Source organism: Pseudomonas sp. PvP089, from assembly GCF_017875165.1.
Taxonomy (GTDB): domain Bacteria; phylum Pseudomonadota; class Gammaproteobacteria; order Pseudomonadales; family Pseudomonadaceae; genus Aquipseudomonas; species Aquipseudomonas fortuita.
The window spans coordinates 2577193-2600862 of the sequence record NZ_JAGGME010000001.1 but is presented as its reverse complement, the minus strand read 5'-3'; the positions used below and the strand labels follow the sequence as shown (position 1 = coordinate 2600862).

Annotated in this window: 26 protein-coding genes, 1 tRNA gene and 2 pseudogenes; 12 read left to right on the top strand and 17 right to left on the bottom strand. The window is 60.4% G+C overall.

Going from position 1 to position 23670, the window contains the following annotated elements; genetic code table 11:
* The first annotated feature begins 142 nt into the window (after positions 1 to 142).
* Positions 143 to 432 (top strand): annotated as a pseudogene (locus tag J3A71_RS12010) (AlpA family transcriptional regulator).
* Between the two features lie 100 nt (positions 433 to 532).
* Here J3A71_RS12010 and J3A71_RS31740 read toward each other — a convergent pair.
* From J3A71_RS31740 to J3A71_RS11995, 4 genes and pseudogenes are all read right to left on the bottom strand, one after another.
* Positions 533 to 634 carry a hypothetical protein gene (locus tag J3A71_RS31740; RefSeq protein WP_332249174.1) on the bottom strand — a complete coding sequence of 34 codons (102 nt, stop codon included), beginning with the start codon at positions 632 to 634 and terminating at the stop codon, positions 533 to 535.
* A 484-nt stretch (positions 635 to 1118) separates the two neighbouring features.
* Positions 1119 to 1337 carry a hypothetical protein gene (locus J3A71_RS12005; protein ID WP_031312117.1) on the bottom strand — a complete coding sequence of 73 codons (219 nt, stop codon included), beginning with the start codon at positions 1335 to 1337 and terminating at the stop codon, positions 1119 to 1121.
* Between the two features lie 222 nt (positions 1338 to 1559).
* On the bottom strand, positions 1560 to 2993 hold the full coding sequence (locus J3A71_RS12000; protein ID WP_080641068.1) for a sialidase family protein: 1434 nt from the start codon (positions 2991 to 2993) through the stop codon (positions 1560 to 1562).
* 139 nt (positions 2994 to 3132) lie between these two features.
* Positions 3133 to 3339, bottom strand: a pseudogene (locus J3A71_RS11995) (DUF2514 family protein); the annotation flags it as partial.
* A gap of 131 nt (positions 3340 to 3470) precedes the next feature.
* Here J3A71_RS11995 and J3A71_RS11990 point away from each other — a divergent pair.
* Positions 3471 to 3857, top strand: coding sequence for a hypothetical protein (locus tag J3A71_RS11990; protein ID WP_023048477.1), 387 nt, complete (start codon positions 3471 to 3473; stop codon positions 3855 to 3857).
* A gap of 106 nt (positions 3858 to 3963) precedes the next feature.
* Here J3A71_RS11990 and J3A71_RS11985 read toward each other — a convergent pair.
* Positions 3964 to 4040, bottom strand: a tRNA-Val gene (locus J3A71_RS11985).
* Positions 4041 to 4242: 202 nt separating this feature from the next.
* Between J3A71_RS11985 and J3A71_RS11980 the strand changes: the two genes are divergently transcribed.
* Complete coding sequence (locus tag J3A71_RS11980; RefSeq protein ID WP_096426430.1) at positions 4243 to 5526, top strand: FAD-binding oxidoreductase; 1284 nt, start codon at positions 4243 to 4245, stop codon at positions 5524 to 5526.
* Positions 5527 to 5620: 94 nt separating this feature from the next.
* On the opposite strand, the gene J3A71_RS11975 is transcribed toward J3A71_RS11980, so the two are convergent.
* On the bottom strand, positions 5621 to 6298 hold the full coding sequence (locus tag J3A71_RS11975) for a peptidase C39 family protein (RefSeq protein WP_060517213.1): 678 nt from the start codon (positions 6296 to 6298) through the stop codon (positions 5621 to 5623).
* Positions 6299 to 6520: 222 nt separating this feature from the next.
* Between J3A71_RS11975 and J3A71_RS11970 the strand changes: the two genes are divergently transcribed.
* On the top strand, positions 6521 to 6697 hold the full coding sequence (locus J3A71_RS11970; protein WP_016487917.1) for a hypothetical protein: 177 nt from the start codon (positions 6521 to 6523) through the stop codon (positions 6695 to 6697).
* Positions 6698 to 6745: 48 nt separating this feature from the next.
* Here the strand turns inward: J3A71_RS11970 and J3A71_RS11965 are convergent, their stop codons facing one another.
* The gene (locus J3A71_RS11965) at positions 6746 to 7498 is read right to left on the bottom strand and encodes a TerC family protein (protein ID WP_016487918.1); all 753 of its coding nucleotides are present in this window, start codon (positions 7496 to 7498) and stop codon (positions 6746 to 6748) included.
* Between the two features lie 29 nt (positions 7499 to 7527).
* Entirely contained in the window at positions 7528 to 7767 is a 240-nt protein-coding gene (locus J3A71_RS11960) for a hypothetical protein (RefSeq protein WP_024717747.1), read from the bottom strand.
* Positions 7768 to 7898: 131 nt separating this feature from the next.
* Here J3A71_RS11960 and nhaR point away from each other — a divergent pair, with 131 nt between their 5' ends.
* The 3 genes from nhaR (at position 7899) to J3A71_RS11945 (ending at position 10920) form a co-directional block, all read left to right on the top strand.
* Entirely contained in the window at positions 7899 to 8792 is an 894-nt protein-coding gene (nhaR, locus tag J3A71_RS11955) for a transcriptional activator NhaR (protein WP_060517211.1), read from the top strand.
* Between the two features lie 139 nt (positions 8793 to 8931).
* Positions 8932 to 10143 carry a serine/threonine transporter SstT gene (gene sstT / locus J3A71_RS11950; RefSeq protein WP_031312121.1) on the top strand — a complete coding sequence of 404 codons (1212 nt, stop codon included), beginning with the start codon at positions 8932 to 8934 and terminating at the stop codon, positions 10141 to 10143.
* Between the two features lie 129 nt (positions 10144 to 10272).
* Entirely contained in the window at positions 10273 to 10920 is a 648-nt protein-coding gene (locus J3A71_RS11945) for a DUF480 domain-containing protein (RefSeq protein ID WP_016487922.1), read from the top strand.
* 4 nt (positions 10921 to 10924) lie between these two features.
* Here J3A71_RS11945 and J3A71_RS11940 read toward each other — a convergent pair whose 3' ends face one another.
* The 9 genes from J3A71_RS11940 to J3A71_RS11900 form a co-directional block, all read right to left on the bottom strand.
* Positions 10925 to 11113 (bottom strand): hypothetical protein, encoded by a 189-nt coding sequence (locus tag J3A71_RS11940; protein ID WP_016487923.1) that lies wholly within the window; start codon positions 11111 to 11113, stop codon positions 10925 to 10927.
* A gap of 155 nt (positions 11114 to 11268) precedes the next feature.
* Positions 11269 to 12831: an alkyl hydroperoxide reductase subunit F gene (gene ahpF / locus J3A71_RS11935; protein WP_096426431.1), complete on the bottom strand. Its 1563-nt coding sequence runs from the start codon at positions 12829 to 12831 to the stop codon at positions 11269 to 11271.
* Positions 12832 to 12957: 126 nt separating this feature from the next.
* Positions 12958 to 13521 carry an alkyl hydroperoxide reductase subunit C gene (ahpC, locus tag J3A71_RS11930; protein WP_004375926.1) on the bottom strand — a complete coding sequence of 188 codons (564 nt, stop codon included), beginning with the start codon at positions 13519 to 13521 and terminating at the stop codon, positions 12958 to 12960.
* Positions 13522 to 13787: 266 nt separating this feature from the next.
* Positions 13788 to 15143: a glutathione-disulfide reductase gene (gene gorA, locus J3A71_RS11925; protein WP_016487925.1), complete on the bottom strand. Its 1356-nt coding sequence runs from the start codon at positions 15141 to 15143 to the stop codon at positions 13788 to 13790.
* 122 nt (positions 15144 to 15265) lie between these two features.
* Positions 15266 to 16687, bottom strand: coding sequence for a group II intron reverse transcriptase/maturase (gene ltrA / locus J3A71_RS11920; protein ID WP_042914397.1), 1422 nt, complete (start codon positions 16685 to 16687; stop codon positions 15266 to 15268).
* Between the two features lie 475 nt (positions 16688 to 17162).
* The gene (gene galU / locus J3A71_RS11915; RefSeq protein WP_016487927.1) at positions 17163 to 18002 is read right to left on the bottom strand and encodes a UTP--glucose-1-phosphate uridylyltransferase GalU; all 840 of its coding nucleotides are present in this window, start codon (positions 18000 to 18002) and stop codon (positions 17163 to 17165) included.
* Between the two features lie 299 nt (positions 18003 to 18301).
* Positions 18302 to 19219 carry a c-type cytochrome gene (locus J3A71_RS11910; RefSeq protein ID WP_016487928.1) on the bottom strand — a complete coding sequence of 306 codons (918 nt, stop codon included), beginning with the start codon at positions 19217 to 19219 and terminating at the stop codon, positions 18302 to 18304.
* Positions 19216 to 19866 carry a c-type cytochrome gene (locus J3A71_RS11905; RefSeq protein ID WP_096426432.1) on the bottom strand — a complete coding sequence of 217 codons (651 nt, stop codon included), beginning with the start codon at positions 19864 to 19866 and terminating at the stop codon, positions 19216 to 19218. The genes J3A71_RS11910 and J3A71_RS11905 overlap by 4 nt, the downstream gene beginning before the upstream one ends.
* 77 nt (positions 19867 to 19943) lie before the next feature.
* Positions 19944 to 20303 (bottom strand): hypothetical protein, encoded by a 360-nt coding sequence (locus tag J3A71_RS11900; protein WP_016487930.1) that lies wholly within the window; start codon positions 20301 to 20303, stop codon positions 19944 to 19946.
* Between the two features lie 160 nt (positions 20304 to 20463).
* On the opposite strand from J3A71_RS11900, the gene J3A71_RS11895 reads away from it, so the two are divergent.
* The 5 genes from J3A71_RS11895 to modB all read left to right on the top strand — a co-directional run bounded on the left by J3A71_RS11895 (position 20464) and on the right by modB (position 23670).
* Positions 20464 to 20766, top strand: a complete 303-nt coding sequence (locus J3A71_RS11895; RefSeq protein WP_016487931.1) for a DUF1883 domain-containing protein — start codon at positions 20464 to 20466, stop codon at positions 20764 to 20766.
* A gap of 7 nt (positions 20767 to 20773) precedes the next feature.
* Positions 20774 to 20944 (top strand): hypothetical protein, encoded by a 171-nt coding sequence (locus J3A71_RS11890; protein ID WP_095115567.1) that lies wholly within the window; start codon positions 20774 to 20776, stop codon positions 20942 to 20944.
* Positions 20945 to 20967: 23 nt separating this feature from the next.
* Positions 20968 to 22044 (top strand): nitronate monooxygenase family protein, encoded by a 1077-nt coding sequence (locus tag J3A71_RS11885; protein WP_096426433.1) that lies wholly within the window; start codon positions 20968 to 20970, stop codon positions 22042 to 22044.
* A 187-nt stretch (positions 22045 to 22231) separates the two neighbouring features.
* Entirely contained in the window at positions 22232 to 22990 is a 759-nt protein-coding gene (modA, locus tag J3A71_RS11880) for a molybdate ABC transporter substrate-binding protein (protein WP_060517203.1), read from the top strand.
* The gene (gene modB / locus J3A71_RS11875) at positions 22990 to 23670 is read left to right on the top strand and encodes a molybdate ABC transporter permease subunit (RefSeq protein WP_016487935.1); all 681 of its coding nucleotides are present in this window, start codon (positions 22990 to 22992) and stop codon (positions 23668 to 23670) included. Before modA ends, modB begins: the two co-directional genes overlap by 1 nt.

Here is a 23670-nt window from a genome sequence, read left to right as displayed (position 1 = left end):
TCTGTTGGCGGCTGGAATCTGTTAGGGCGTGTCTCAAAGATTGGGAGCAACGCGGCGGGCGGTAATCGAAGCCTGGACGCAAGCGGAAACCACCCCCAACGCTTACCAAGTTGAGATAGCCAATTGGGGCCCGGAGGTCAGTATGATTTCAGCCGCGACTGATCGGTTCATACGAATTGATGAGGTAATATCCGTGACGGGCCGGGAAGGAACACTATCTATCGACGGATGCGCGAAGGCACATTTCCACGGCAGGTTCGACTGGGTCCCAATTCCGTTGCATGGCTTCAGTCGACCATCTCGGAATGGATGACATCCGTCGTAGAAAGCACCTCGTCGGTCCACAAAATGATCAGCAGAGCTAGGGTATGCTTAATCTGGTCGCCGCGAGAATACTCAATCGAACCGGACGCGCTCGCTGCACGAACGTAACGGCCTCGCGGCGACCTCCACTACATAGTGTACGTGGCCTCTGCACGGCTAGCATCCATGTACGCGGCCAGATCAGCCAAATGAATACCGCGAGCTCACTTTAGCTGCGCTCCATCGCAATGAGTGGAAGGCGTATCTCGCCCTTGGCGATATTGAGCCTCTGTTTTTCTGGGCTCCGGTGAGAAAAGTAGTCGGCGCACACCTAGTCCAGCGGAATTACTGCCAGTCCATCGTACTGAGCTAGCAGGAGAAATTCTGTTCTCATGACATTCACCTCTTGCGCCGCACCAACTCCAGTGCCGGCTCAAGATCCATCCCTGACTGCTCAGATCGTTTTCCTTCAGCTCGAATAACAGAACTACCTGACAAAAGCATCCGACCGGGAGTCTTGTCTACTGCGTGCTCAGCTATGTAAGTGTCTGCCCACTCATCGAGTTCATACCGATCAAATCCTACGCCTCGCGCGCCAATCGGGAACTCCTTTACGAGTGGCCGTACTGCCTTATCGAACTCTGTCCTGCACATCCCTAGGTAACCAGGTGCAGATCGATACCTCAAAATACGAGGGAGAACCTGATGCTCTTTGCTCATCACAGAGGCGCTCGCTGCAGATTGGTAGATGACTATCAGTCATGAGTGTGGAGCTGGCCAGAGCATTCTGTCGGTCGGTGTTAGCGTCTAAATGTTCAATGGGTAGGTGGCAGGTTCTTGCCCCTGGCTCTCGCAACGACCCGCAATTGGTAGTCGGATACCGCCTGAAATAACGACTCGGCCAGCAGGCGCTCGACCTCCTCCGCCGGCGCGCCGCGACCCTGCGCCTGGTGATACTCACGGACGGCGTCGACAGCCTGCTGAATCAGCGGCTCGCCGGCCTCGACCATTCCGATAAAGGTGCGCTTGTCCAAAATGCGATGCCCTGCCCAATTGACCAGCAGAGTATAGGGCGGATTGGTGGCACCCAGAACGGGAACAGCTGATGACTCTAAAGCCTCTCGCTGATACCATTTGGCCACGCTGGCTTGCCATTCATAGGGACCAAGGTAGCTAGAAGCCCTGGACACCAGCATCCAGGGCTTCGTTTTTTGTTTGCCCAGTTCATCCAGGCCGCATAAATTTACTGCTGATCCTTAGAGATTTGCTGGATCGCTGATAACTCTGACAGAAGGCGTGCTTTTTCCAGAGATGATCTCATGCTCATTGAACTTGGCGATGCGAATCTGTTTGTGAGAATCACGACCGTTATCGTAGATGATAAGTATCTCACCATCATCACCGAAACTGACTACCGGATACGAAACCTGAATAGAAGAATCTGGCTCGATAATTTTTTTATACCGGTATGTAGCTCCGTCGTCATCGGAGAGACCAACTGTCAGTGTTCCTCGCACAAGATCATTGTTCCAGCAAAGTAGAAGGAGTCCGGAAGGAGTCCTGCCTAGCCACGCACGCGACGAAGAGCTCGGAGCGGTAACCGTGTAAGCCTGCCAAGGCGTCCAGGTCCTCATTAGGTCGCGACTGACGGAATACTGCATTTGTGAGTTGGAACCCAACGATCTTAGCAGAGCTAAAACACTTCCATCGGACCGCTGCACGAACTCAGTTTCAAAGAAACCACTGTACTGGCCGTTATTGTTAGGTGGAAGCTGAGAAACATGTTTAATTTTCTGGCTTTCCCAATCCAGCTCGTAAATATGCGGCCCTACATGATCCATGTATGCTGGAGGATATTCAGCAGAGAAGCGCCAGCCATCTACTGCTAGATACCACTTATCTTCGATCTTGACTGGACGTCGCGGATCACCGTAGTAAGACAAACGGAATGGCTCGCCCCATTTGGGGTCCTCAGCATTGGGATCGTCACAAATAACTGCCCATGCTCCACCAATACCATCGTAGAGCTTGTTGTCTCCCAGGACGCCATAGAAAAGCCAGAGACGGCCCTTGGGATCTGTCCAGAGCATTGGATCTACAATCTGGTTTCCTGGATGGCTAGGTGAGTACGTCAGGTATCCGTACTCTTTAACGCTCTCGCCGCCGTTATCCGAGTAGGCCAGCACCGCGAAGTTTCCTGGTCCTTCGGCTGCATGGGTATTGTCAGCACGCCATGCGGTCCAGTATCGGATTGGACCGGTTCTGGCGATTGTGGCCGTGGCCTGGTACGCACGATTGGCCAGACGGTAGGAAGGGTCGTCGGTGTCTCGCTCGATACGCGCCGGGGAATCCACAAAGACGCGTGCCGGCCGCTGATCGAAGCTGGAAACGATATCGGATTTTGTCGTGCCCTGACGCTTGGCCCTATCCCCTCCCGGCGCAAGCGGGTCATTTTTCGCTAAATACAATGGAGCGCTCCCGTTGGCAGGCGAGCTATGGACATCGGGGGTATTCCGATGGTCTGGACGACCTATAGCCCCTTCGAAAACATCTGCGTTTTTTCGAGGCTCCACATTCAACACCCAGTGGCTGAGCTCGGTATCGAATCGCGCAAGCTCCTTATCACCCACGATAACAGCTGATGATTCCGATACCGCTTTCGACACCTGAGTGATAGGCAGTCCGTCCATCAGTTTCTTCCTCTTCCTAGGATCCGAGTATTTCCAAGATAGTACGTAACATCACCCTGCTGCCTAATACGCATGCGGAAACTGGCGCTAGGAAGCTGATGAAGACGTAGCACAGGTTGTAGTACTTCTATGGCACCGCTTAATCAGACTGGTTCCGCGACTGTCGCCCGCTCACATAGTCGTACTCCTTGGCGCACTGGTCTCCCGCTATCTTGGCTCGGTCATACGCCTTCGCCAACTGTCCGGCTCGAGCATCAGCCCGTGCGAGCAGGTCGGAGAGCACCAAGGTGGCGCGGGTGGCTGTCTCGCCTCTGGCGACAGCAGCGGTGTCCGTGCCGGGGCAACTGCCGGTCTGCGGCCAAAAATTTCACGGAGGTTTGTCCTATCCCAATCCAGTGCGAGATATCATTCGCCTACTGGAACCAGTCAGGCTGTGATATCAAGAAACCATCAGTCACAGGAAAGAGGCCTGGTGGAATGATACTGAAGCTTTCAGATGTGGACATAATAGGTTTCAAGACCGCCATTTCTGTTTCGCATGGAACGGACGTGGAGTACACCAGAGGAAAGATTATTGGTTCGGAGAACGGCATTATTGAGCGTGATCCGCCTTCTTTTCTTGAAATGCTTGGCCTTCCAGCGGATACGCCTTTTGATGCCCTGCTGATAGCTCTGATGACCCTGCGGGACAGGCCAGAAGCGCCACTTGAAGAGAAAACACAGGCCCTAAAAACCTCGAAGATCGGGCCGTATCTTCAACACTCAGCCAATGCTGCAACAGTGGTAGAAGGTCTCGCATTGCTTGCAACGAGCCCAGAAGGGACTCAAGTAATCACTTGGCTCAAAGGCGTTGTAGGTTTCTAGGGCCTAGAGAGGATAGAGGTGGGTGGTTTTGCAAAAGTTTTGCAAAAACAAAAAGGGCGACCCTCTCGGATCGCCCTTCAAGTGCCCGAAAACCGGGGCTTTTGTTTGGTAGGCACAATTGGACTCGAACCAACGACCCCCACCATGTCAAGGTGGTGCTCTAACCAACTGAGCTATGTGCCTGTCGTGTGGTGCGCATTCTACGCATTCCAAAAACCCTGTCAACACTTTTTTTTGCGCTAACCTACTGAATCTTAACCCCTTTGTATAAAGGCTGCTGGCGGGTCCCCCGTAAAGGATTTTCACCAGACGACTAGCGGGTGTTTATTATTATTGATAGCATCGGTACATTCGTTAAAAATATAAAACACGAGGTTCCTGCAGCATGGCTAACACCCCCTACCCCCAGTCCTACTACGCCGCCTCGGCCAACCCGGTGCCGCCACGTCCGGCGCTGCAGGGTGAGGTGGAAACCGATGTGTGCATCATCGGTGCCGGCTACACCGGCCTGTCCAGCGCCCTGTTCCTGCTGGAGAACGGCTTCAAGGTGAGCATCGTCGAAGCGGCCAAGGTCGGTTTCGGCGCATCGGGCCGCAACGGCGGCCAGATCGTCAACAGCTACAGCCGCGACATTGACGTCATCGAACGCACCGTCGGCCCCAAGCAGGCACAACTGCTGGGCCACATGGCTTTCGAAGGCGGGCGCATCATTCGTGAGCGCGTGGCCAAATACAACATCCAGTGCGACCTGAAAGACGGTGGCGTGTTCGCCGCCCTCACCAGCAAGCAGATGGGCCACCTGGAGTCGCAAAAGCGCCTGTGGGAACGCTTCGGCCACAACCAGCTCGAGCTGATGGACCAGAAGCGCATCCGTGAAGTGGTTGCGTGCGACAGCTATATCGGTGGCATGCTCGACATGAGCGGCGGCCATATCCACCCGCTGAACCTGGCCTTGGGCGAAGCAGCTGCGGTCGAGTCGCTGGGGGGCATCATCTATGAGCAAACCCCGGCCGTGGGTATCGAGCGCGGTGCCAACCCAGTGGTGCACACCCCGCAAGGCAAAGTGCGCGCCAAGTTCATCATCGTCGCCGGCAACGCCTACCTGGGCAACCTGGTGCCGGAACTGGCCGCCAAGTCCATGCCATGCGGTACCCAGGTGATCACCACCGAACCCCTGGGCGAAGAACTGGCGCGCACCCTGCTGCCGCAGGATTACTGCGTCGAGGACTGCAACTACCTGCTCGACTACTACCGCCTGACCAGCGACAAGCGCCTGATCTTCGGCGGTGGCGTGGTGTACGGCGCACGTGACCCGGCCAACATCGAAGCGATCATCCGTCCGAAAATGCTCAAGGCCTTCCCGCAGCTGAAAAACGTGAAGATCGACTACGCCTGGACCGGCAACTTCCTGCTGACCCTGTCGCGCCTGCCCCAGGTTGGCCGGATCGGCGACAACATCTATTACTCGCAGGGTTGCTCGGGCCACGGCGTGACCTACACCCACTTGGCGGGCAAAGTGCTGGCCGAGGCCTTGCGCGGCCAGGCTGAGCGTTTCGACGCCTTCGCCGGCCTGCCGCACTACCCGTTCCCGGGTGGCCAGATGCTGCGCGTGCCGTTCAGCGCCATTGGCGCCTGGTACTACAGCCTGCGCGATCGCCTGGGCTTCTGATGTAAGCAGGCCTGGCGCTATCGCCGGCAAGCCAGCTCCCACAGGTACCGCACAGGCGTCGAACCCAGTGCGCTACCTGTGGGAGCTGGCACCGCTATTTGTTCAGGCTGCTGATGGCCTGCTTCGCCGCAATTTCCTGCCCCGCCCGCGCCAGCTCATCCGCAGCCTGCAACCAGCGCTGGCGATCCACCTGGGCCGGCAGTTGCCGCGGTGGCTGCACCAGCACCGCCCAACTCCCCTGCTTTGCCCACGCCGAGGCAAAGTCATCAAACGCCATCACCTGCCGCCGGTGCATGCCCGAGCGCAGCAGCACACGCTGCTTGTAGCGGTCATAGCCGATCAGCACCGCATAACGTGGCTCACCCCACCAGGCCGAACCCTCTTCGTAACGCAGCAGCACCGGGTTGCCCGCCGCCACCTGGGTCAATAGCGCGTCCAGTTGCTTGTCCAGTGGGTATACCACCATGCCGTAGTCACGTGCCACGCGAGGGATAGCCGTGTCCAGCGCATCTGCGCCTTGGGGCAGGTTCAGCGGCTTGTCCAGCAAACCAGGCGTAATCGGCGCGCCCTGTTGCGACAGCACCGCTGCCAGCGCCATGGCACCGCTGTGGTTGGCGTTGCCACGGTAGAACGGCACGCTGCTGATCTCGACCCGCTGCGCCAGGCCTTTGAGATTGGCGGGCGGTGCGCTGGCACAGCCAGCCAGGGTGGCTGCCATCAGACAGACGGCCAGCAGCCGCCGGGGGGCAGTTTTGACGGAATGTTGCTGCATGGACACTCGCTTGTTCCAACGCCAGGCAGGCAGCGCCCGGCTCTGGCACCGATCATAGGTCCGACAGCGGCGCGGGTATAGTCCGACAGCGGCTTGGAGCGAATCGGACTCAGGGATAGACCTTTGTTCGATGGAACGTCACAGGCGAAGGGCTAGACTAAAGCAGTGTCTGGAAGGCAAGCGCTGGCTGACCGAGCGCTGCCCTTGGAGAGGGAGGCACAGATGAGCCTGACTATGGCAATCCTCATGCTGGTGGGCATGTGGCTGAGCGTTGCAGCCGCCATGCTGTGGGGTGTGCTGCGTATCGTGCGGCGCCATTCCCACCACCACCGGCCACCGCTGGTACCTGCCAAGCCGCAACCTGTGCGACGGCCACGACGGCCAGCCGGGGTGCACTAAGATTTCAGAACCCGCGAACGGGGCGCAATGCGCCCCGTCTTTTTTTCATCAACCTTCAGCAGCCTCACGCTTCAAACGCGCCCGGCGAGCCAGAATGTTGAGGATCTCGATCGCGGTCGAGAACGCCATGGCCGCATACACATACCCCTTCGGCACATGAGCGCCAAAGCCTTCGGCGATCAGTGTCATGCCGATCATGATCAGGAAGCCCAAGGCCAGCATGACCACGGTCGGGTTGTCATTGATGAAGTTGGCCAGCGGGTCAGCGGCCACCATCATCACGATGACTGCCGTGATCACGGCAATGATCATGATCGGCAAGTGCTCGGTCATGCCCACAGCGGTGATGATGCTGTCGACCGAGAAGACGATGTCCAGCAGCAGGATCTGGAAGATTGCCGCAGCAAAGCCCAGGGTTACAGTCGAACCGACCTTGGCTTCTTCCTTGGCACCGTGCGGGTCAACGCTTTCGTGAATTTCCTTGGTCGCCTTCCACAGCAGGAACAGGCCACCGGCAATCAGGATCATGTCCTTCCACGAGAAGGCGTTACCGAACACTTCGACCACAGGGTCGGTGAGCTGTACGATCCAGGCCACCGTGCTGAGCAAGGCCAGGCGCATGACCAAGGCCATGCTGATCCCGATCCGCCGTGCCTTGGAGCGGTACTCCACCGGCAGTTTATTGGTCAGGATGGAGATGAAGATCAGGTTGTCGATGCCCAGCACAACTTCCATGGCCACCAATGTAGCCAGGGCAACCCAGGCAGTAGGGCTAGCGGCGAGTTCCAGCAAGTATTCCATTGTTCAAATCCTGCAGCGGCGGTTTAGGGTCAGATTTCCTGGGTGTCTTTTTTCTTGTCGGCATCTTCAGGCTGTTGCGCTTCGCCGCCGATAGCCTCGTTCAACGCCTGCTGGGCGGCCTTGTTGGTGTCGTCAATGGCCTGCTTGGCCGACTGGGCGGCCTGGTCGAGCATCTGCTGGGCGGATTTCTCGGCTTGGTCGCAGCCTGCCAGGGTGAACAGGGCCAACGCCAGCACCAATGGGGTACCGATGGATTTGAATTGCAGCATGGTGTCCTCGCTTGAAATATCCCGGCGGCGCATGGCGCCTGATGCGGTGCATTCTAGAGATGCCGACAGTTCAGGAAAATTCGTATTTTCATGGCGTATACTTCGGGTTTTACGAATCGGGACGACCGACGGTGCTCAACTATCGCCAGCTGCATTACTTCTGGGCCGTGGCCAAGACGGGCAGCATCACCCGCGCCAGCGAACAGCTGAACCTCACACCACAGACCATCAGCGGGCAAATCAGCCTGTTCGAGCAAACCTACGGCCTGGAACTGTTCCAGCGCGTCGGCCGCCAACTGGAGCTGACCGAGACCGGCCGCCAGGCGCTGGTGTACGCAGAACAGATGTTCCAGATTGGCGGCGAACTGGAGGCCATGCTGCGCGCCGGCCCGCAGGAGCAGATCCTGTTCCGTGTGGGGGTGGCCGATGTGGTGCCCAAATCCATCGTCTACCGCCTGCTGGCACCGACCATGGAGCTGGATGAGGTGCTGCGCATCAACTGCCGCGAAGACAAACTTGAGCGGTTGCTGGCAGACCTGGCCATCCAGCGCCTGGACCTGGTGATTTCCGACAGCCCCATGCCCAGCAATCTGGACATCAAGGGCTACAGCCAGAAGCTGGGCGAGTGCGGGCTGAGCTTTTTCGCCACGCCGGCACTGGCACAACGCCTGAACGGCCCCTTCCCCGCCTGCCTGCAGGATGCTCCGCTGCTGGTGCCCGGGCAGGAAACCGTGGTGCGCAGCCGTTTGCTGCGGTGGCTGGGCGAGCAACAGCTGCAGCCCCGCATCGTGGGCGAGTTCGATGACAGTGCCCTGATGCAGGCGTTCGGCCAGTCGGGCAGCGGCATTTTCGTCGCCCCCAGCGTGATCGCCGACGAGGTGTGCCGCCAATATGGTGTGGCGCTGATCGGCCAGACCGAGGCCGTGCACGAATCGTTCTATGCCATTTCGGTAGAGCGCAAGGTCAAGCACCCGGGGATTGTCGCGATTACCGAGGGGGCGCGGCGGGAATTGTTTCATTGGTGATCGTGGTGGCGTCTTTGTCCGTGAAACCGCTCCCACCGGTACTGCACACGTCTCGGTACACGGCGAAGACGCCAGAACAGCCGTACACGTGGTCTATGGTAAAGTCTCGCCCTTTCCAGATTCCGAGATGCCGCTGCACATGACCCCTGTCTTCCGCCTCCTCAACCGCACCAGCCTGGTGACACAGATCGTCATCGGCCTGCTCGCGGGCATCGCCGTTGCCCTGCTCGCGCCTGCCATCGCCCGCGACCTGGCCTTCCTGGGCAAGGTGTTCGTCAGCGCCCTCAAGGCCGTGGCGCCCGTGTTGGTGTTCATCCTGGTCATGGCCTCGATCGCCAACCACCGTCACGGCCAGGAAACCCATATCCGGCCGATCCTCTGGCTGTACCTGCTAGGTACCTTCGCCGCAGCGGTCGTAGCCGTGGTCGCCAGCATGCTGTTCCCCTCCGACCTGGTGCTGAGCAGCGGTGAGGCAACGTTGAGCGCCCCGGGTGGCATCTCCGAGGTGATGCAGAACTTGCTGCTGAGCGCGGTCGACAACCCGATCAATGCCCTGCTCAACGCCAACTTCATCGGCGTGCTGACCTGGGCTATCGGCCTGGGCGTGGCCCTGCGCCATGCGGGTGAAACCACCCGCACCGTGGTCGAAGACCTGTCCAATGGCGTGACCCTTATCGTGCGCGTGGTTATTCGCTTCGCCCCGCTGGGCATCTTTGGCCTGGTCAGCTCCACCCTCGCCCAGTCGGGCCTGCAGGCCCTGCTCGGCTACCTGCACTTGCTGGCTGTGCTGATCGGCTGCATGCTGTTCGTGGCGCTGGTGATGAACCCGCTGATCGTGTTCTGGAAAATCCGCCGCAACCCCTACCCGTTGACCCTGCTGTGCCTGCGCGAAAGCGGCATTACCGCGTTCTTCACTCGCAGCTCGGCGGCCAACATCCCGGTGAACCTGGCACTGTCAGAGCGCCTTGGCCTGCATGAAGACACCTACTCGGTGTCGATCCCGTTGGGCGCAACCATCAACATGGCCGGTGCGGCAATCACCATTACCGTACTGACCCTGGCCGCGGTGCATACCCTGGGTATCCCGGTGGACCTGCCAACGGCCGTGCTGCTCAGCGTGGTGGCGGCGGTGTGCGCCTGTGGCGCCTCGGGTGTGGCCGGGGGCTCGCTGCTGCTGATTCCACTGGCGTGCAGCCTGTTTGGCATCCCCAGCGAAATTGCCATGCAGGTAGTGGCGGTGGGCTTCATTATCGGCGTGCTGCAGGATTCGGCCGAGACAGCGCTGAATTCGTCGACCGATGTGCTGTTCACAGCGGCGGCGTGCCAAGCCGAAGAGGGGCGTAGCGCCTGAGCAGACCAAAGGGCCGCTTTGCGGCCCATCGAAGGCAAGCCTGCGCCTGCTAGCGATGATGCCAATGATTGCTTAAGCCAGGCGCATTACCTAGGCTAGTGGCCTTTCCCCAGCAATTGAGACAGGGCCATGTCAGAACAAGAAACCGCCGATGAAGGCCGCTTCAGCAGCGTTGAGATCCGTATTCTCGGTTCGCTGATCGAGAAGCAGGCCACCAGCCCGGAAAGCTACCCGCTGACCCTTAATGCCCTGGTCCTGGCCTGCAACCAGAAGACCAGCCGCGAGCCGGTGATGAACCTTACCCAAGGCCAGGTTGGGCAGGCCCTTCGCACACTCGAAGGGCAAGGGATGACCCGCCTGCAGATGGGCAGCCGTGCCGACCGCTGGGAACAACGGGTGGACAAGGCCCTGGAGCTGGTGCCGGCACAGCTGATTTTGATGGGCCTGATGTTCCTGCGCGGCCCGCAAACCCTCAACGAACTGCTCACCCGCAGCAACCGCCTGCACGACTTTGACGACACCGAGCAGATCCAGCACCAGCTGGAGCGCCTGATCTCGCGCGGCCTGGCCTTGCACCTGCCACGCCAGGCCGGCCAGCGTGAAGACCGCTACACCCATGCATTGGGCGACCCGGCAGAGATCGAGACCATCCTCGCTGCACGTCAACACGAAGGTGGCGCGCGCAGCAGTGGCGGCAGCGTTTCGGAAGACCGCATCGAAGCACTCGAGGCCCGCATCGCGGCGCTGGAAGCGCGGCTGGCCGAGCTGGAAGGCTAAGCCGTCACGGCTCGCGTTCGGGGAAGTTGCGGCAGCTCTTGCGTTCGGCCAGCTCCCGGTCACTGGGGCGCTGGTCGACAAACACGGCGCGGCCGTCGGCGTAGATTTCCAGGTAGCCCCAGTGCAGGTCCTGTTCTTGCTGGCCGGGCTTTGGGGGTACTAGCCACCAGGGTTCGCGGCTGATCAGGGTCATAGGCGTGATTCCTGAGGGGATCTGCACTAATCATAGACACCCTCAGCCTTCGAAGGCCCTACCGCCGGCAAGCCAGCTCCCCCAGGTGCACCACAGTTTCGAATGCTGTGATCACCTGTGGGAGCTGGCTTGCCGGCGATAGGGCCAGCGCAGGCTTATGCCGGTGCCGAAGTACGAATCAGGTGGTCGAAGGCTGCCAGCGAAGCCTTGGCCCCTTCACCCACTGCAATCACGATCTGCTTGTACGGCACGGTGGTCACGTCACCTGCGGCAAACACACCTGGGATGCTGGTCTGGCCCTTGGCATCGACGATGATCTCGCCGCGCGGCGACAGCTCGACGGTGCCTTTCAGCCAATCGGAATTCGGCAGCAGGCCGATCTGCACGAAGATGCCTTCCAGCGCCACCTCGTGCTGCTGATCGGTCGTGCGGTCCTTGTAGCGCAGGCCGGTCACTTTCTCACCATTGCCTAGTACTTCGGTGGTCAGCGCGCTGGTGATCACTTTCACGTTCGGCAGGCTGTGCAGCTTGCGTTGCAATACCGCATCGGCACGCAGTTGGCTGTCGAACTCGATCAGCGTCACCTGGGCAACGATACCGGCCAGGTCGATGGCCGCTTCCACGCCTGAGTTACCGCCGCCAATCACCGCCACGCGCTTGCCTTTGAACAGCGGGCCGTCACAGTGCGGGCAGTAGGCCACGCCGCGACCGCGGTATTCCTGCTCGCCCGGCACGTTCATTTCGCGCCAGCGGGCGCCCGTGGCCAGGATCACGGTCTTGGCCTTGAGCGAGGCGCCGCCGGCCAGGCGTACTTCATGCAGGCCGCCATCGGTGGCCGGAATCAGCGCCTCGCCGCGCTGCAGGTTCATGATGTCCACATCGTATTGCTTGACGTGTTCTTCCAGTGCAGTGGCAAGCTTCGGCCCTTCGGTTTCCTGCACCGAGATGAAGTTCTCGATGGCCAGCGTATCGAGCACCTGGCCACCGAAACGCTCGGCGGCGATACCGGTGCGGATGCCTTTGCGTGCGGCGTAGATGGCCGCTGCAGCCCCGGCTGGGCCACCCCCGACCACCAGCACGTCAAAGGCATCCTTGGCGTTGATCTTTTCGGCCTGGCGAGCGCCGGCATTGGTGTCGATCTTGCCTAGGATTTCTTCCAGCCCCATGCGGCCCTGGCCGAACACTTCGCCGTTCAGGTACACGCTGGGCACCGCCATGATCTTGCGCGCTTCCACTTCATCCTGGAACAGCGCACCATCAATGGCCACGTGGCGCACATTGGGGTTGAGCACCGCCATCAGGTTAAGTGCCTGGACCACGTCCGGGCAGTTCTGGCACGACAGCGAGAAGTAGGTTTCGAAGGTGAACTCGCCCTCCAGCGCCTGGATCTGCTCGATCACTTCGGCACTGGCCTTGGACGGGTGACCGCCCACTTGCAGCAGCGCCAGCACCAGCGAGGTGAATTCGTGGCCCATGGGTATACCGGCGAAGCGCAGGCTGATATCGCTACCCGGGCGGTTCAGCGAGAACGACGGGCGACGGGCATCGGTACCGTCTGCGCTGAAGGTAATGAGGTTCGACAAACCGGCAATTTCCACCAGCAGGTCGTGCAATTCGCGGGACTTCGCGCCGTCGTCGAGGGAGGCTACGATCTCGATCGGCTGGGTGACCCGCTCCAGGTAGGTTTTCAGTTGCGATTTAAGCGTGGCGTCCAACATACGGGCGATTCCTTTTTTTCAAAACTCGGATACAAAAACGCCCAGGCGATGTCGCCCGGGCGTTTGACGGGGCGGTAGGTATTTCAGCTTTGGCGGCTGCTTACCGCCCGCGTTATGGGCATGACCTTAGATCTTGCCTACCAGGTCCAGCGATGGCGCCAGAGTGGCTTCGCCTTCTTTCCACTTGGCCGGGCACACTTCGCCTGGGTGGGCGGCAACGTACTGGGCAGCCTTCACTTTACGCAGCAGTTCGGCAGCATCGCGGCCTACACCGCCGTCGTTCAGTTCGACGATCTTGATCTGGCCTTCCGGGTTGATCACGAAGGTACCGCGATCCGCCAGGCCGGCTTCTTCGATCAGTACGTCGAAGTTGCGCGAAATGACGTGGGTCGGGTCACCGATCAGCGGGTATTGGATCTTGCCGATGGTGTCCGAGGTGTCGTGCCAGGCTTTGTGGGTGAAGTGGGTGTCGGTGGACACGCCGTAGATTTCCACACCCAGTTTCTGGAACTCGGCGTAGTTGTCGGCAAGGTCACCCAGCTCGGTCGGGCAGACGAAGGTGAAGTCAGCCGGGTAGAAGAACACGACAGACCACTTGCCTTTCAGGTCGGCTTCGCTGACCTGGACGAACTCGCCCTTGTGGTAGGCGGTGGCGTTGAACGGTTTGACTTGGCTGTTGATGATTGGCATGAGAGACGCTCCTTCATGGGGTTGGAATCAGTTGATGGATAGAATCCTAACTAATCATCCCGCTGAAGGCTCATTGGCAAAGCTCATGCTTGTGATTGGTTTTGGCTATAACCGGGGTTAATTAATAGAAGGGAATGGGCTGAGCAAAGGATTGCGCTGCATTCATTGGCCCCATCGCCGGCAAGCCAGCTCCCACAGGTACCGCGCAGGCCCATGGACTTGCAATACCTGTGGGAGCTGGCTTGCCGGCGATGAGGCCAGTGGCATTAACGAGTGACTGTACGCATGGTCACGAACTCTTCGGCCGCCGTCGGGTGCACGCCGATGGTTTCGTCGAATTGCTGCTTGGTCGCACCGGCCTTCAGGGCAATGCCCAAGCCCTGGATGATCTCGCCAGCGTCAGGGCCAACCATGTGGCAACCCAGCACCTTGTCAGTCTCGGCATCCACCACCAACTTCATCAGGGTCTTTTCCTGAATGTCGGTCAGGGTCAGCTTCATGGCGCGAAAACGGCTTTCGAACACCTGCACCTTGTGCCCGGCCTCCAGCGCCTGCTCCTCGGTCAGGCCAACCGTACCGATAGGCGGCTGGCTGAACACCGCCGTCGGGATGTTCTGGTAGTCCACCGGGCGGTACTGCTCCGGCTTGAACAGGCGCCGCGCCACGGCCATGCCTTCGGCCAGGGCCACCGGGGTAAGCTGCACACGGCCGATCACATCGCCAATGGCCAGGATCGAAGGCGCAGTCGTCTGGTACTGCTCGTCGACACGAATGTAACCACGCGCATCCAGCTCGACACCGGTGTTTTCCAGGCCCAGGTTGTCCAGCATCGGGCGCCGGCCTGTAGCGTAGAAAACACAGTCTGCAACCAGCTCGCGGCCGTCCTTCAGGGTGGCCTTGAGGCTGCCATCTTCAAGCTTGTCGATACGCTGGATGTCGGCATTGAATTGCAGATCGAGGCCACGCTTTTCCAGTTCTTCCTTCAGGTGCGTGCGCACCGAGCCATCGAAGCCGCGCAGGAACAGGTCGCCACGGTACAGCAGCGTGGTGTCGGCCCCCAGGCCCTGGAAGATACCGGCGAACTCGACGGCAATGTAGCCACCGCCGACCACCAGCACCCGCCTTGGCAGCGCCTTGAGGTAGAACGCTTCGTTGGAGGTGATCGCCAGTTCCTTGCCCGGGATGTCCGGGATCTGCGGCCAGCCACCGGTAGCGATAAGGATGTGCTCGGCGGTGTAGCGCTGGCCTTCCACCTCCACTTCATTGGCACCGGTCAGGCGTGCATGGCCCTGCAGCAGGGTGACGCCGCTGTTGACCAGCAGGTTGCGGTAGATGCCGTTGAGGCGCTCGATCTCGCGGTTCTTGTTGGCAATCAGGGTGCCCCAGTCGAAATGCCCTTCTTCCAGGGTCCAGCCGTAACCCGCGGCCTGCTCCAGTTCGTCCGCGACATGCGCGCCGTACACCAGCAGTTTTTTTGGCACGCAGCCGACGTTGACGCAGGTGCCACCCAGGTAGCGGCTTTCGGCCACTGCCACTTTTGCGCCGAAGCTCGCCGCAAAGCGCGCTGCGCGCACACCGCCAGACCCGGCACCAATCACGAACAGATCAAAATCGTAGGCCATGTATTCACTCTCCTAGGCAGGCGCACAGCATAACGCCGTTGGCCACTGCAAATCGAGTAGGAGGCGGGTTCACACCCGCCGTCCTCTCACACCACCGTGCGTACGGTTCCGTACACGGCGGTTCAGGTCATGCGGCTAAGCCGGTTGATCGTATCCAGTATCGAGACAAGCCCGAGTCGATCCCAGAGCTTCTTCGGCAGCGCCTGATTCATATGTGGCGCTCCAGAGTTCCACCATGGGCCGCGACCGTTGAAGGCCGATTTGCAGGCACGCTCTTCGCCCAGCCCCAAGCGCATCAGGTTGCGGGCCCTCGTAGAGGGCCGCTTCCATTGGCGCCAGATGACGCAGCGAAGTTTGTGTCTGACCCAGCCGTCCAGCTCCACAACAGGCCCTTTGCTCTGACTGAGCTTGAAGTAGCCAGCCCAGCCCCGCAGGACGGGGTTGATCCGCTCGATGACAGTCGCCATTTTGCGAGCCCGTACGCTGCGCAGTAGCGCTCGGAGCCGGTCGCGTACACGGCCCAGGCTCATCGTTGCCACGCGCAGCCTTGGCTGTTGATGCCAGCTCATCCCATAGCCCAGGTAGTCGCATTTCCACGCCCTTGCCACTTGGCTTTTCTTCCTGTTCACCGTCAGTTTCAGACGTTCTCTCAGGAAGCGTTCGACGCTAGCCAGCACCCGTTCGCCTGCCCGGTGACTACGTACATAAATGTTCGCGTCATCGGCGTAGCGCACGAACCGGTGGTCCCGCCGCTCCAGCTCACGATCAAGTTCGTCGAGCAGGATGTTCGACAGCAACGGCGAGAGCGGGCCGCCTTGCGGCGTCCCTTCCTGCCGTGGACTGGCGACCCCACCCGACATGATCCCAGCTTCGAGGTACCGGCGGATGAGCTTGAGAACGCATTTGTCTTCGACACGTCGCTCGATACAGGCCATGAGGATGTCGTGGTTAACCCGATCAAAGAATTTCTCCAGATCAAGCTCCACGCACCAGCGACGGCCCGCCTCCACATGGGAACGGGCCGCTTCAACGGCTTGATGAGCGCTTCTGCCCGGACGAAAGCCGTAGCTGTAGTCCGAAAACAACGGGTCGAAGATTGGCGTGAGCTGTTGCTGCAGTGCTTGCTGGATCAGGCGATCCACGACGCTAGGGATACCTAGTTGTCGTGTGTCGCCCTGCGGTTTGGGAATCTCAACCGCTCGCACTGCCTGAGGACGGTACTCACCGGCCAGCAACCTGGCTTTGAGGATCGGCCAGTACTGATTCACGTGGCCCGCCAACTCGGCCACCGTCATGCCATCGGCACCCGGCGCTCCCTTGTTGCTGACCACACGTTGATACGCACGCCTGAGGTTCGCCGGTGCAAGCACCCGCTCCATCAACGTGTCCGGCTCCGCGTTCGTCCCCGCCACTGACGCCGTCAATACCTCTACACTGCCAGCCCTCATCCTCGGCTTCTGGCCGGGACCTCGACTGACACATTCCTGTGTGGGAATTTTCTGCATTACGGTTACCAACGAGACAGTGACGCCTACTGGCGGCATAACCTGTTCGGCCCTTGGTGGCGCGGTTAACCGCCACTTACTACGGCCTCGGCTGACTTCTGCATGCTCATCCCGCCGCCTCTCGACGTTCGGTAGCACAGTGGCAAACGTGCAGATCTCCCAGGGTAATTCGCGCGACCTTCCTGCTTATGCCTGTCGGATCTACGTCACAGCGTTCCGTGCAAGTATCGGGCTTTGGCGATTTGTGCCACCTCACCCCGCTGTGCCGCCTCTATCCGCTTCCTGTTCGTCAGGCCAGCATTTTGCCTCGGGCTTCCTTCAGATTCGCAGTCACCTGCGACACCCTTGCCTCTGGCTAACACTTCCCCTTGCCGGGTGTGTAGAGGACTTTCACCTCCAAGTCACCCGCCTGGCCACCACAGCCAAGCGGGTTGCGCTTACGCGCAACGCGCCATGCCTGGCGCACACAAAAAAGCCACCCTGAAGGGTGGCTCTCTATGACCTGCGGGGCTTATCAGTAAGCCTTGCCAGCCTTGTAGAAGTTCTCGAAGCAGAAGTTGGTCGCCTCGATGTAGCCTTCGGCACCACCGCAGTCGAAACGCTTGCCCTTGAACTTGTAGGCGATCACGTTACCTTCAGCCGCTTGCTTCATCAGCGCGTCGGTGATCTGGATCTCGCCACCCTTGCCCGGCTCGGTCTGCTCGATCTTCTCGAAGATATCCGGGGTCAGGATGTAGCGGCCGATGATGGCCAGGTTCGATGGCGCATCTTCAGGCTTGGGCTTCTCGACCATCGAGTCCACACGGAAGATACCGTCACGGATTTCCTCGCCGGCAATGACGCCATACTTGTTGGTTTCCTGCGGATCGACTTCCTGGATCGCGACGATCGAGCAGCGGTATTGCTTGAACAGCTTGACCATCTGCGCCAGCACACCGTCACCGTCAAGGTTGACGCACAGGTCGTCCGCCAGCACCACTGCAAACGGCTCGTCGCCAATCAGCGGGCGGCCGGTGAGGATCGCGTGGCCCAGGCCTTTCATTTCGGTCTGACGGGTGTAGGAGAACGAGCACTCGTCGAGCAGGCGACGGATGCCCACCAGGTATTTTTCCTTGTCGGTGCCCTTGATCTGGTTTTCCAGCTCGTAGCTGATGTCGAAGTGGTCTTCCAGGGCGCGCTTGCCGCGGCCGGTCACGATGGAGATTTCGTTCAGACCAGCATCCAATGCTTCTTCAACGCCATACTGGATCAGTGGCTTGTTGACCACCGGCAACATTTCCTTGGGCATGGCTTTGGTTGCGGGCAGGAAGCGAGTGCCGTAGCCGGCCGCCGGGAACAAGCATTTTTTGATCATATACGTCCTTAACAAAGGCTAGGCCTGTGGAATTCGCCGCAGTCTAATCAGGCGGCACTCACCTTACAATGCCCCCCGATAGCGACCGATGCCATCATAGAGATAACCCAGTGTAGATAGTTCCGGGGGATCGTAAATAATAACGTCACACATGACGGGCGGATGACAGCAAAACAAGGGTGCCTGTACCGGCCCTTTCGCGGGCAAACCCGCTCCCACAGGTACCGCATCAGGCCTGAGCTCTGCACAGATTTTGTGGGAGCGGGTTCACCCGCGAAGAGGCCGGCACAGGTGCTGCATCAGCTACCGGTGCCCTGCCCGATCAGCACCCCATCTACCTTCTGACCATACAGGTTCACGCCGTCATTGGCATGGAACTTCACCCGCGTCTTCTCGATGGAGCCCTCGACCAACCGCGGGTCCTGCGGCCGTTCGTGGCGGTTGATCCACGCCGCCACGTCCCAGGCCTGCTGATCGCTGAGGCTGCCCGGCTTGCCCAGCGGCATGTTGGACTTGATGAACGACGCCGCTGTGTTGATACGGTGCATACCGGCGCCCCAGTTGTAGGACTCCTTGCCCCACAACGGCGGCATCACGTACTCACCGGCCACCTTCTGCCCTTCACCGTTGTCGCCATGGCAGATCGCGCATTGCTCGCGGTACACCTGCTGGCCACGTTTGAAGTCATAGCCGCCCTGGGGCTGCGGCACTTCCGGGTAACCCCGCCCGGCAATTTCCACCCCCGTTGGCGCCTTGGTCGAAAGCCAGTAGGCATAGGTCGCCAATGCCGTCATTTGCGGGCTGTCAGCGGCAGGTGGCTTGCCATTCATGCTGAACTGGAAGCACCCCTGGATCCGCTCGGCGTAGGTATTCACCTTGTCGTTTTTCTTGCGGTATGCGGGGTACATCGGATAAGCGCCCCACATCGGCGCCGAATGCGCCAGCCGCCCCTGGTCGAGGTGGCAGTTACTGCAGTTCATGCCGTTGCCCACGGCCTCGGGCATCAGCCGGCGTGTATCGACGAACAGGGCATGGCCCTCGCGCACCATCTTGCCAAAGGCGTTGTCGGGCAACGCGTTTTCAGCGGGCGGCACGAACTGCGGCGCAGCCTGCAGGCCAGGCACGTTCAACTGCGACTGATCTTCCATGGCGATCGGCACGGCCGCCTGGGCGCTGCCCATGGCCAACAGCAACAGCGTTGGAATCATCGGTTTCATGGCTTGACCTCCTGGCTGACGGCGCGGGCGAAGAACTCGGCAACAGCCTTGATCTCCTCATCGGTCATGGCCTTGGCCACGCCAACCATCAGCTGGTTGGGGTCATTGCTGCGGCTGCCGTCACGCCAGGCATTGAGCTGGGCCACCAGGTAACTGGCAGGCTGGCCGGCCAAAGGCGGAAAGTGTTCGCCAACGCCACCGCCGCCAGGACCATGGCACTGCACACACCCCGGGATCTGACGACTCCAGTCGCCGTAAAGGGCCATTCGGGTGGTAGGGTCAACGGCGATTTGCTGGCGCCACAACTTGCTGGCGGGGTCGGCCGGCAGGCTGGCCAGATAGGCACTCACCGCCTCGATTTCATCCTCGGTCAAGGCCTTGGCCAATGGCTCCATCACCGGCTGCTTGCGGCTGCCGCTGCGCCAATCGTGCAATTGCTTGCTGAGGTAACCGGCCGGTAACCCGGCCAGACGTGGAAAGCCGGCAGCGGCGATACCTTTGCCGTCCGGGCCATGGCACCCGAGGCACGCCATGGCGGCGGGGTTGGCCCCACCCTGGGTGAAGATTTTCTGGCCCTCCACGGCATGTGCCATGGGCCAGGCCAGGACCAGCAAGCCGCCGACCAGGGCGCGTCTGAACGGTGTCATCACGAATCTCCTTTTCTTTTGTTATATGTTTAGGCTTAAAACATATAAGCAAAGACAGGAAGGTCCGTTGCCTCAGATCAATGTCCGGAGATGCACTGGGTGGCCGCCGTGCGCACATCGCCCAGGCGCAGGGGGAAGTTGTTCAGCCGCTCATGCAGCTTGATGCTGCTGCCGCCGCCACGCTTGTCGATGTCCACCAGCGCCGCAGGGCCTGCCCCGGAGCTGATTTTCTGCGGCACGATCAGGCGCAGGCCGTCGCCACGTGGCTCCTCTACCAACGGATCGCGCGTATCAGCCAGCTTTAGCTTGATGCAGTCGGCATATTCACGCGGGGTCTTGCCGGAAATCACATCCAGCGTCTCGTGGGATTGCTCCAGTTCCGAAACACTCACACAACCGCCCAGAGCCAAAGACACCACCGCCACCATCCACTTCATTTAGAGCACCTCAGCCTTCAAGAATCCAGTTCGACCACAACCAGGTCGTTTTGCTCCCTGCATTGGCAGATTTAGCGGGGCCTGACCATCGAGCGCGCCAGTGTAGCGACACATCGTGGTATCTTTTGCCTTTACAGATCCAACCCTTGCGGAGCATCACATGAAATTCGTCCACCAGCGCGAGCACCTCAACGAGGACGACATCGTCGTCATCGAATGCTCCCAGCGCTGCAATATCCGCCTGATGAACGACGCCAACTTCCGCAGCTTCAAGAACGGCGGCCGTCACACCTACCACGGCGGTCAGTTTGTCGACTTCCCGGCCAAAATTACGGTACCCAGCACCGGTTTCTGGAACATCACCATCGACACCGTGACCACCCGCCCGATCTCGGTGACGCGCAAGCCAACCTTGAGCCACAAGATCAAGATCATCCGTCGCTCTTCGTCGAAACTCAGATAAGACTGCCATGACCCAGAACATCAAATACGTCATCAAATACAAGCTCGACGGCGAGCGCCGCTGGGATTTCGCCGTCATGCCCGACGCCTCGCAGGAGCAGGCCCTCGATGCCCTGCGCAAGATCCACGGCGACGACGCCGACAAGATCAGCGACATTCAGGTGAGCAAGGCACTGTAAGGCTGCGCGCCAAGGAGAACTGCATGAGCAACTGGCCCGACCGTCGTATCCTCGATCTGCTGGGCATCGAGTTGCCCATTCTGCAGGCGCCCATGGCCGGTGCCAGCGGTTCGGCCATGGCCATTGCCGTGGCCGACGCCGGGGGGCTTGGCGCCCTGCCCTGCGCCATGCTCACAGGCGAACAGGTGCGTGGCGAGATCGCAGCCTTTCGAAAGGCTTGCCCGGGCCGCCCGCTGAACCTGAACTTCTTCTGCCATCAGCCGCCAGCGCCCGATGCCGAGCGTGATGCACGCTGGAAGCAGGCGCTTGAGCCTTATTACAGCGAAACGGGTGCCGATTTCACGGCCCCCACGCCAGTGTCCAACCGTGCGCCGTTCGACGAACAAAGCTGCCAGCTGATCGAGCAACTGCGCCCGGAGGTGGTGAGCTTCCACTTCGGCCTGCCCCAGGCTGACCTGCTGCATCGGGTGAAGGCCAGTGGTGCCAAGGTCCTGTCCAGCGCGACGACGGTGGAAGAAGCAGTCTGGCTGGAACGCAATGGGTGTGACGCGATCATCGCCATGGGTTATGAAGCCGGTGGCCATCGGGGCATGTTCCTCAGCAACGACATTACCAGCCAGATCGGCACCTTTGCCCTGGTGCCGCAGGTGGTGGACGCGGTCAGCGTGCCGGTGATTGCCGCAGGCGGTATCGGTGACCACCGCGGCCTGGTGGCGGCACTGGCCTTGGGCGCTTCGGCAGTGCAGATCGGCACGGCTTACCTGTTCTGCCCCGAGGCCAAGGTTTCGCCGGCGCACCGCCAGGCGCTGGACAGCGCGCCCGCCAGCGACACGGCGTTGACCAACCTGTTTACCGGCCGACCGGCGCGTGGCATCAACAACCGCATCATGCGCGAGCTAGGGCCGATGAGCGAACTGGCACCGCGCTTCCCGCTGGCGGGTGGGGCACTGATGCCTTTGCGGGCGATCACCGATCCGCAGGGTAACAGTGACTTCAGCAACCTCTGGGCAGGGCAGGCTCTGAGGTTGGGTAGGCACATGCCTGCGGGGGAGCTGACCCGGGAGATTGCCGAAAAGGCACTGGCCTTGGTTAATCGTTAGGCATCTTCATATACAGGCTCGGCCTCTTCGCAGCACAAGGCTGCTCCTAAAAAGGTGCGGCGCCTGTAGGAGCAGCCTTGTGCTGCGAAGAGGCCGAGCCTGCAAATGCATCACCCAGCCCCTTCCCGGCAAATGGCCTATCGCTATATAGTTCAGGACATAACGATAACCCCAAGGAGCTGTCTTGATGCGTATCCGCCCCTCCCACCTGGCCGCCACCGCCCTGGCCACCCTGTTCGCCTTCAACACTGCCTGGGCCGACGAAGTCCAGGTCGCGGTCGCAGCCAACTTCACTGCCCCCATCCAGGCCATCGCCAAGGACTTCGAAAAAGACACTGGCCACAAACTGGTCGCGGCCTACGGCGCCACTGGGCAGTTCTACGCACAGATCAAGAACGGCGCACCGTTCGAAGTGTTCCTCGCCGCTGACGACAGCACCCCGAAGAAGCTTGAAGAAGAAAAGGAAATTGTCCCCGGGTCGCGCTTCACCTACGCCATCGGCACCCTGGCCCTGTGGTCGGCGAAAGAAGGCTACGTGGACGCCAAGGGTGACGTGCTGAAGAAGAACGACTACAAACACCTGTCCATCGCCAACCCGAAAGCGGCACCTTACGGCCTGGCCGCCACCCAGGTGCTGGACAAGCTGGAGCTCACCGAAGCCACCAAGGGCAAGATTGTCGAAGGCCAGAACATCACCCAGGCCTTCCAGTTCGTCTCCACCGGCAATGCCGAGCTGGGCTTCGTTGCGCTGTCGCAGATCTACAAGGACGGCAAGGTAACCAACGGCTCGGCCTGGATCGTACCGGCCAACCTGCACGACCCGATCCGCCAGGACGCCGTGATCCTTAACAAAGGCAAGGACAATGCTGCCGCCAAGGCGCTGGTCGAATACCTGAAAGGTCCGAAAGCCGCAGCGGTGATCAAGTCCTACGGCTATGAACGCTGATGCCCCTGGACGCCAGTGACCTGGGTGCCATCTGGCTGACCGTCAAGCTGGCCAGCCTGACCACGCTGATCCTGCTGGTCATCGGCACCCCCATCGCCTGGTGGCTGGCGCGCACGCGCTCATGGCTACGCGGCCCGGTGGGTGCGGTAGTGGCACTGCCGCTGGTACTGCCTCCGACGGTGATCGGCTTTTACCTGCTGATCGCCCTGGGGCCACACGGCTGGCTAGGCCAGGCTACCCAGGCACTGGGCCTGGGCAGCGTAGTGTTCAGCTTCACAGGCTTGGTGATCGGTTCGACGGTGTACTCCATGCCGTTCGTCGTGCAGCCGCTGCAGAATGCCTTTGGCGCCATCGGCCAGCGACCGCTGGAAGTCGCCGCTACCCTGCGCGCCAGCCCATGGGACACCTTCGTTCATGTGGTGCTGCCGCTCGCCCGCCCCGGCTTCGTCACGGCCAGCATCCTCGGCTTCGCCCATACCGTGGGCGAATTTGGCGTGGTGCTGATGATCGGCGGCAACATTCCCGACAAGACCCGAGTGGTGTCGGTGCAAATCTTCGATCACGTCGAGGCCATGGAGTATTCGCAAGCCCACTGGCTGGCCGGTGCCATGCTGGTGTTCTCTTTCCTGGTGCTGCTCTTGCTGTACGCCGGACGCCGCGGCAAAGCTGGCTGGAGCTGA

Bases quoted from the DNA above. Each gene is read 5' to 3' on its own strand.
- J3A71_RS11965 (WP_016487918.1), bottom strand. From the start codon at position 7,498: ATGGAATACTTGCTGGAACTCGCCGCTAGCCCTACTGCCTGGGTTGCC.
- J3A71_RS11970 (WP_016487917.1), top strand. From the start codon at position 6,521: ATGAGCCTGACTATGGCAATCCTCATGCTGGTGGGCATGTGGCTGAGC.
- J3A71_RS11910 (WP_016487928.1), bottom strand. From the start codon at position 19,219: ATGAAACCGATGATTCCAACGCTGTTGCTGTTGGCCATGGGCAGCGCC.
- gorA (WP_016487925.1), bottom strand. From the start codon at position 15,143: ATGGCCTACGATTTTGATCTGTTCGTGATTGGTGCCGGGTCTGGCGGT.
- J3A71_RS11905 (WP_096426432.1), bottom strand. From the start codon at position 19,866: ATGACACCGTTCAGACGCGCCCTGGTCGGCGGCTTGCTGGTCCTGGCC.
- J3A71_RS11945 (WP_016487922.1), top strand. From the start codon at position 10,273: ATGTCAGAACAAGAAACCGCCGATGAAGGCCGCTTCAGCAGCGTTGAG.
- sstT (WP_031312121.1), top strand. From the start codon at position 8,932: ATGACCCCTGTCTTCCGCCTCCTCAACCGCACCAGCCTGGTGACACAG.
- ltrA (WP_042914397.1), bottom strand. From the start codon at position 16,687: ATGCCGCCAGTAGGCGTCACTGTCTCGTTGGTAACCGTAATGCAGAAA.
- ahpF (WP_096426431.1), bottom strand. From the start codon at position 12,831: ATGTTGGACGCCACGCTTAAATCGCAACTGAAAACCTACCTGGAGCGG.
- modA (WP_060517203.1), top strand. From the start codon at position 22,232: ATGCGTATCCGCCCCTCCCACCTGGCCGCCACCGCCCTGGCCACCCTG.
- J3A71_RS11895 (WP_016487931.1), top strand. From the start codon at position 20,464: ATGAAATTCGTCCACCAGCGCGAGCACCTCAACGAGGACGACATCGTC.
- J3A71_RS11960 (WP_024717747.1), bottom strand. From the start codon at position 7,767: ATGCTGCAATTCAAATCCATCGGTACCCCATTGGTGCTGGCGTTGGCC.
- ahpC (WP_004375926.1), bottom strand. From the start codon at position 13,521: ATGCCAATCATCAACAGCCAAGTCAAACCGTTCAACGCCACCGCCTAC.
- J3A71_RS11975 (WP_060517213.1), bottom strand. From the start codon at position 6,298: ATGCAGCAACATTCCGTCAAAACTGCCCCCCGGCGGCTGCTGGCCGTC.
- J3A71_RS11890 (WP_095115567.1), top strand. From the start codon at position 20,774: ATGACCCAGAACATCAAATACGTCATCAAATACAAGCTCGACGGCGAG.
- modB (WP_016487935.1), top strand. From the start codon at position 22,990: ATGCCCCTGGACGCCAGTGACCTGGGTGCCATCTGGCTGACCGTCAAG.
- J3A71_RS11885 (WP_096426433.1), top strand. From the start codon at position 20,968: ATGAGCAACTGGCCCGACCGTCGTATCCTCGATCTGCTGGGCATCGAG.
- J3A71_RS11940 (WP_016487923.1), bottom strand. From the start codon at position 11,113: ATGACCCTGATCAGCCGCGAACCCTGGTGGCTAGTACCCCCAAAGCCC.
- J3A71_RS11980 (WP_096426430.1), top strand. From the start codon at position 4,243: ATGGCTAACACCCCCTACCCCCAGTCCTACTACGCCGCCTCGGCCAAC.
- galU (WP_016487927.1), bottom strand. From the start codon at position 18,002: ATGATCAAAAAATGCTTGTTCCCGGCGGCCGGCTACGGCACTCGCTTC.
- J3A71_RS11900 (WP_016487930.1), bottom strand. From the start codon at position 20,303: ATGAAGTGGATGGTGGCGGTGGTGTCTTTGGCTCTGGGCGGTTGTGTG.
- J3A71_RS11990 (WP_023048477.1), top strand. From the start codon at position 3,471: ATGATACTGAAGCTTTCAGATGTGGACATAATAGGTTTCAAGACCGCC.
- J3A71_RS12000 (WP_080641068.1), bottom strand. From the start codon at position 2,993: ATGGACGGACTGCCTATCACTCAGGTGTCGAAAGCGGTATCGGAATCA.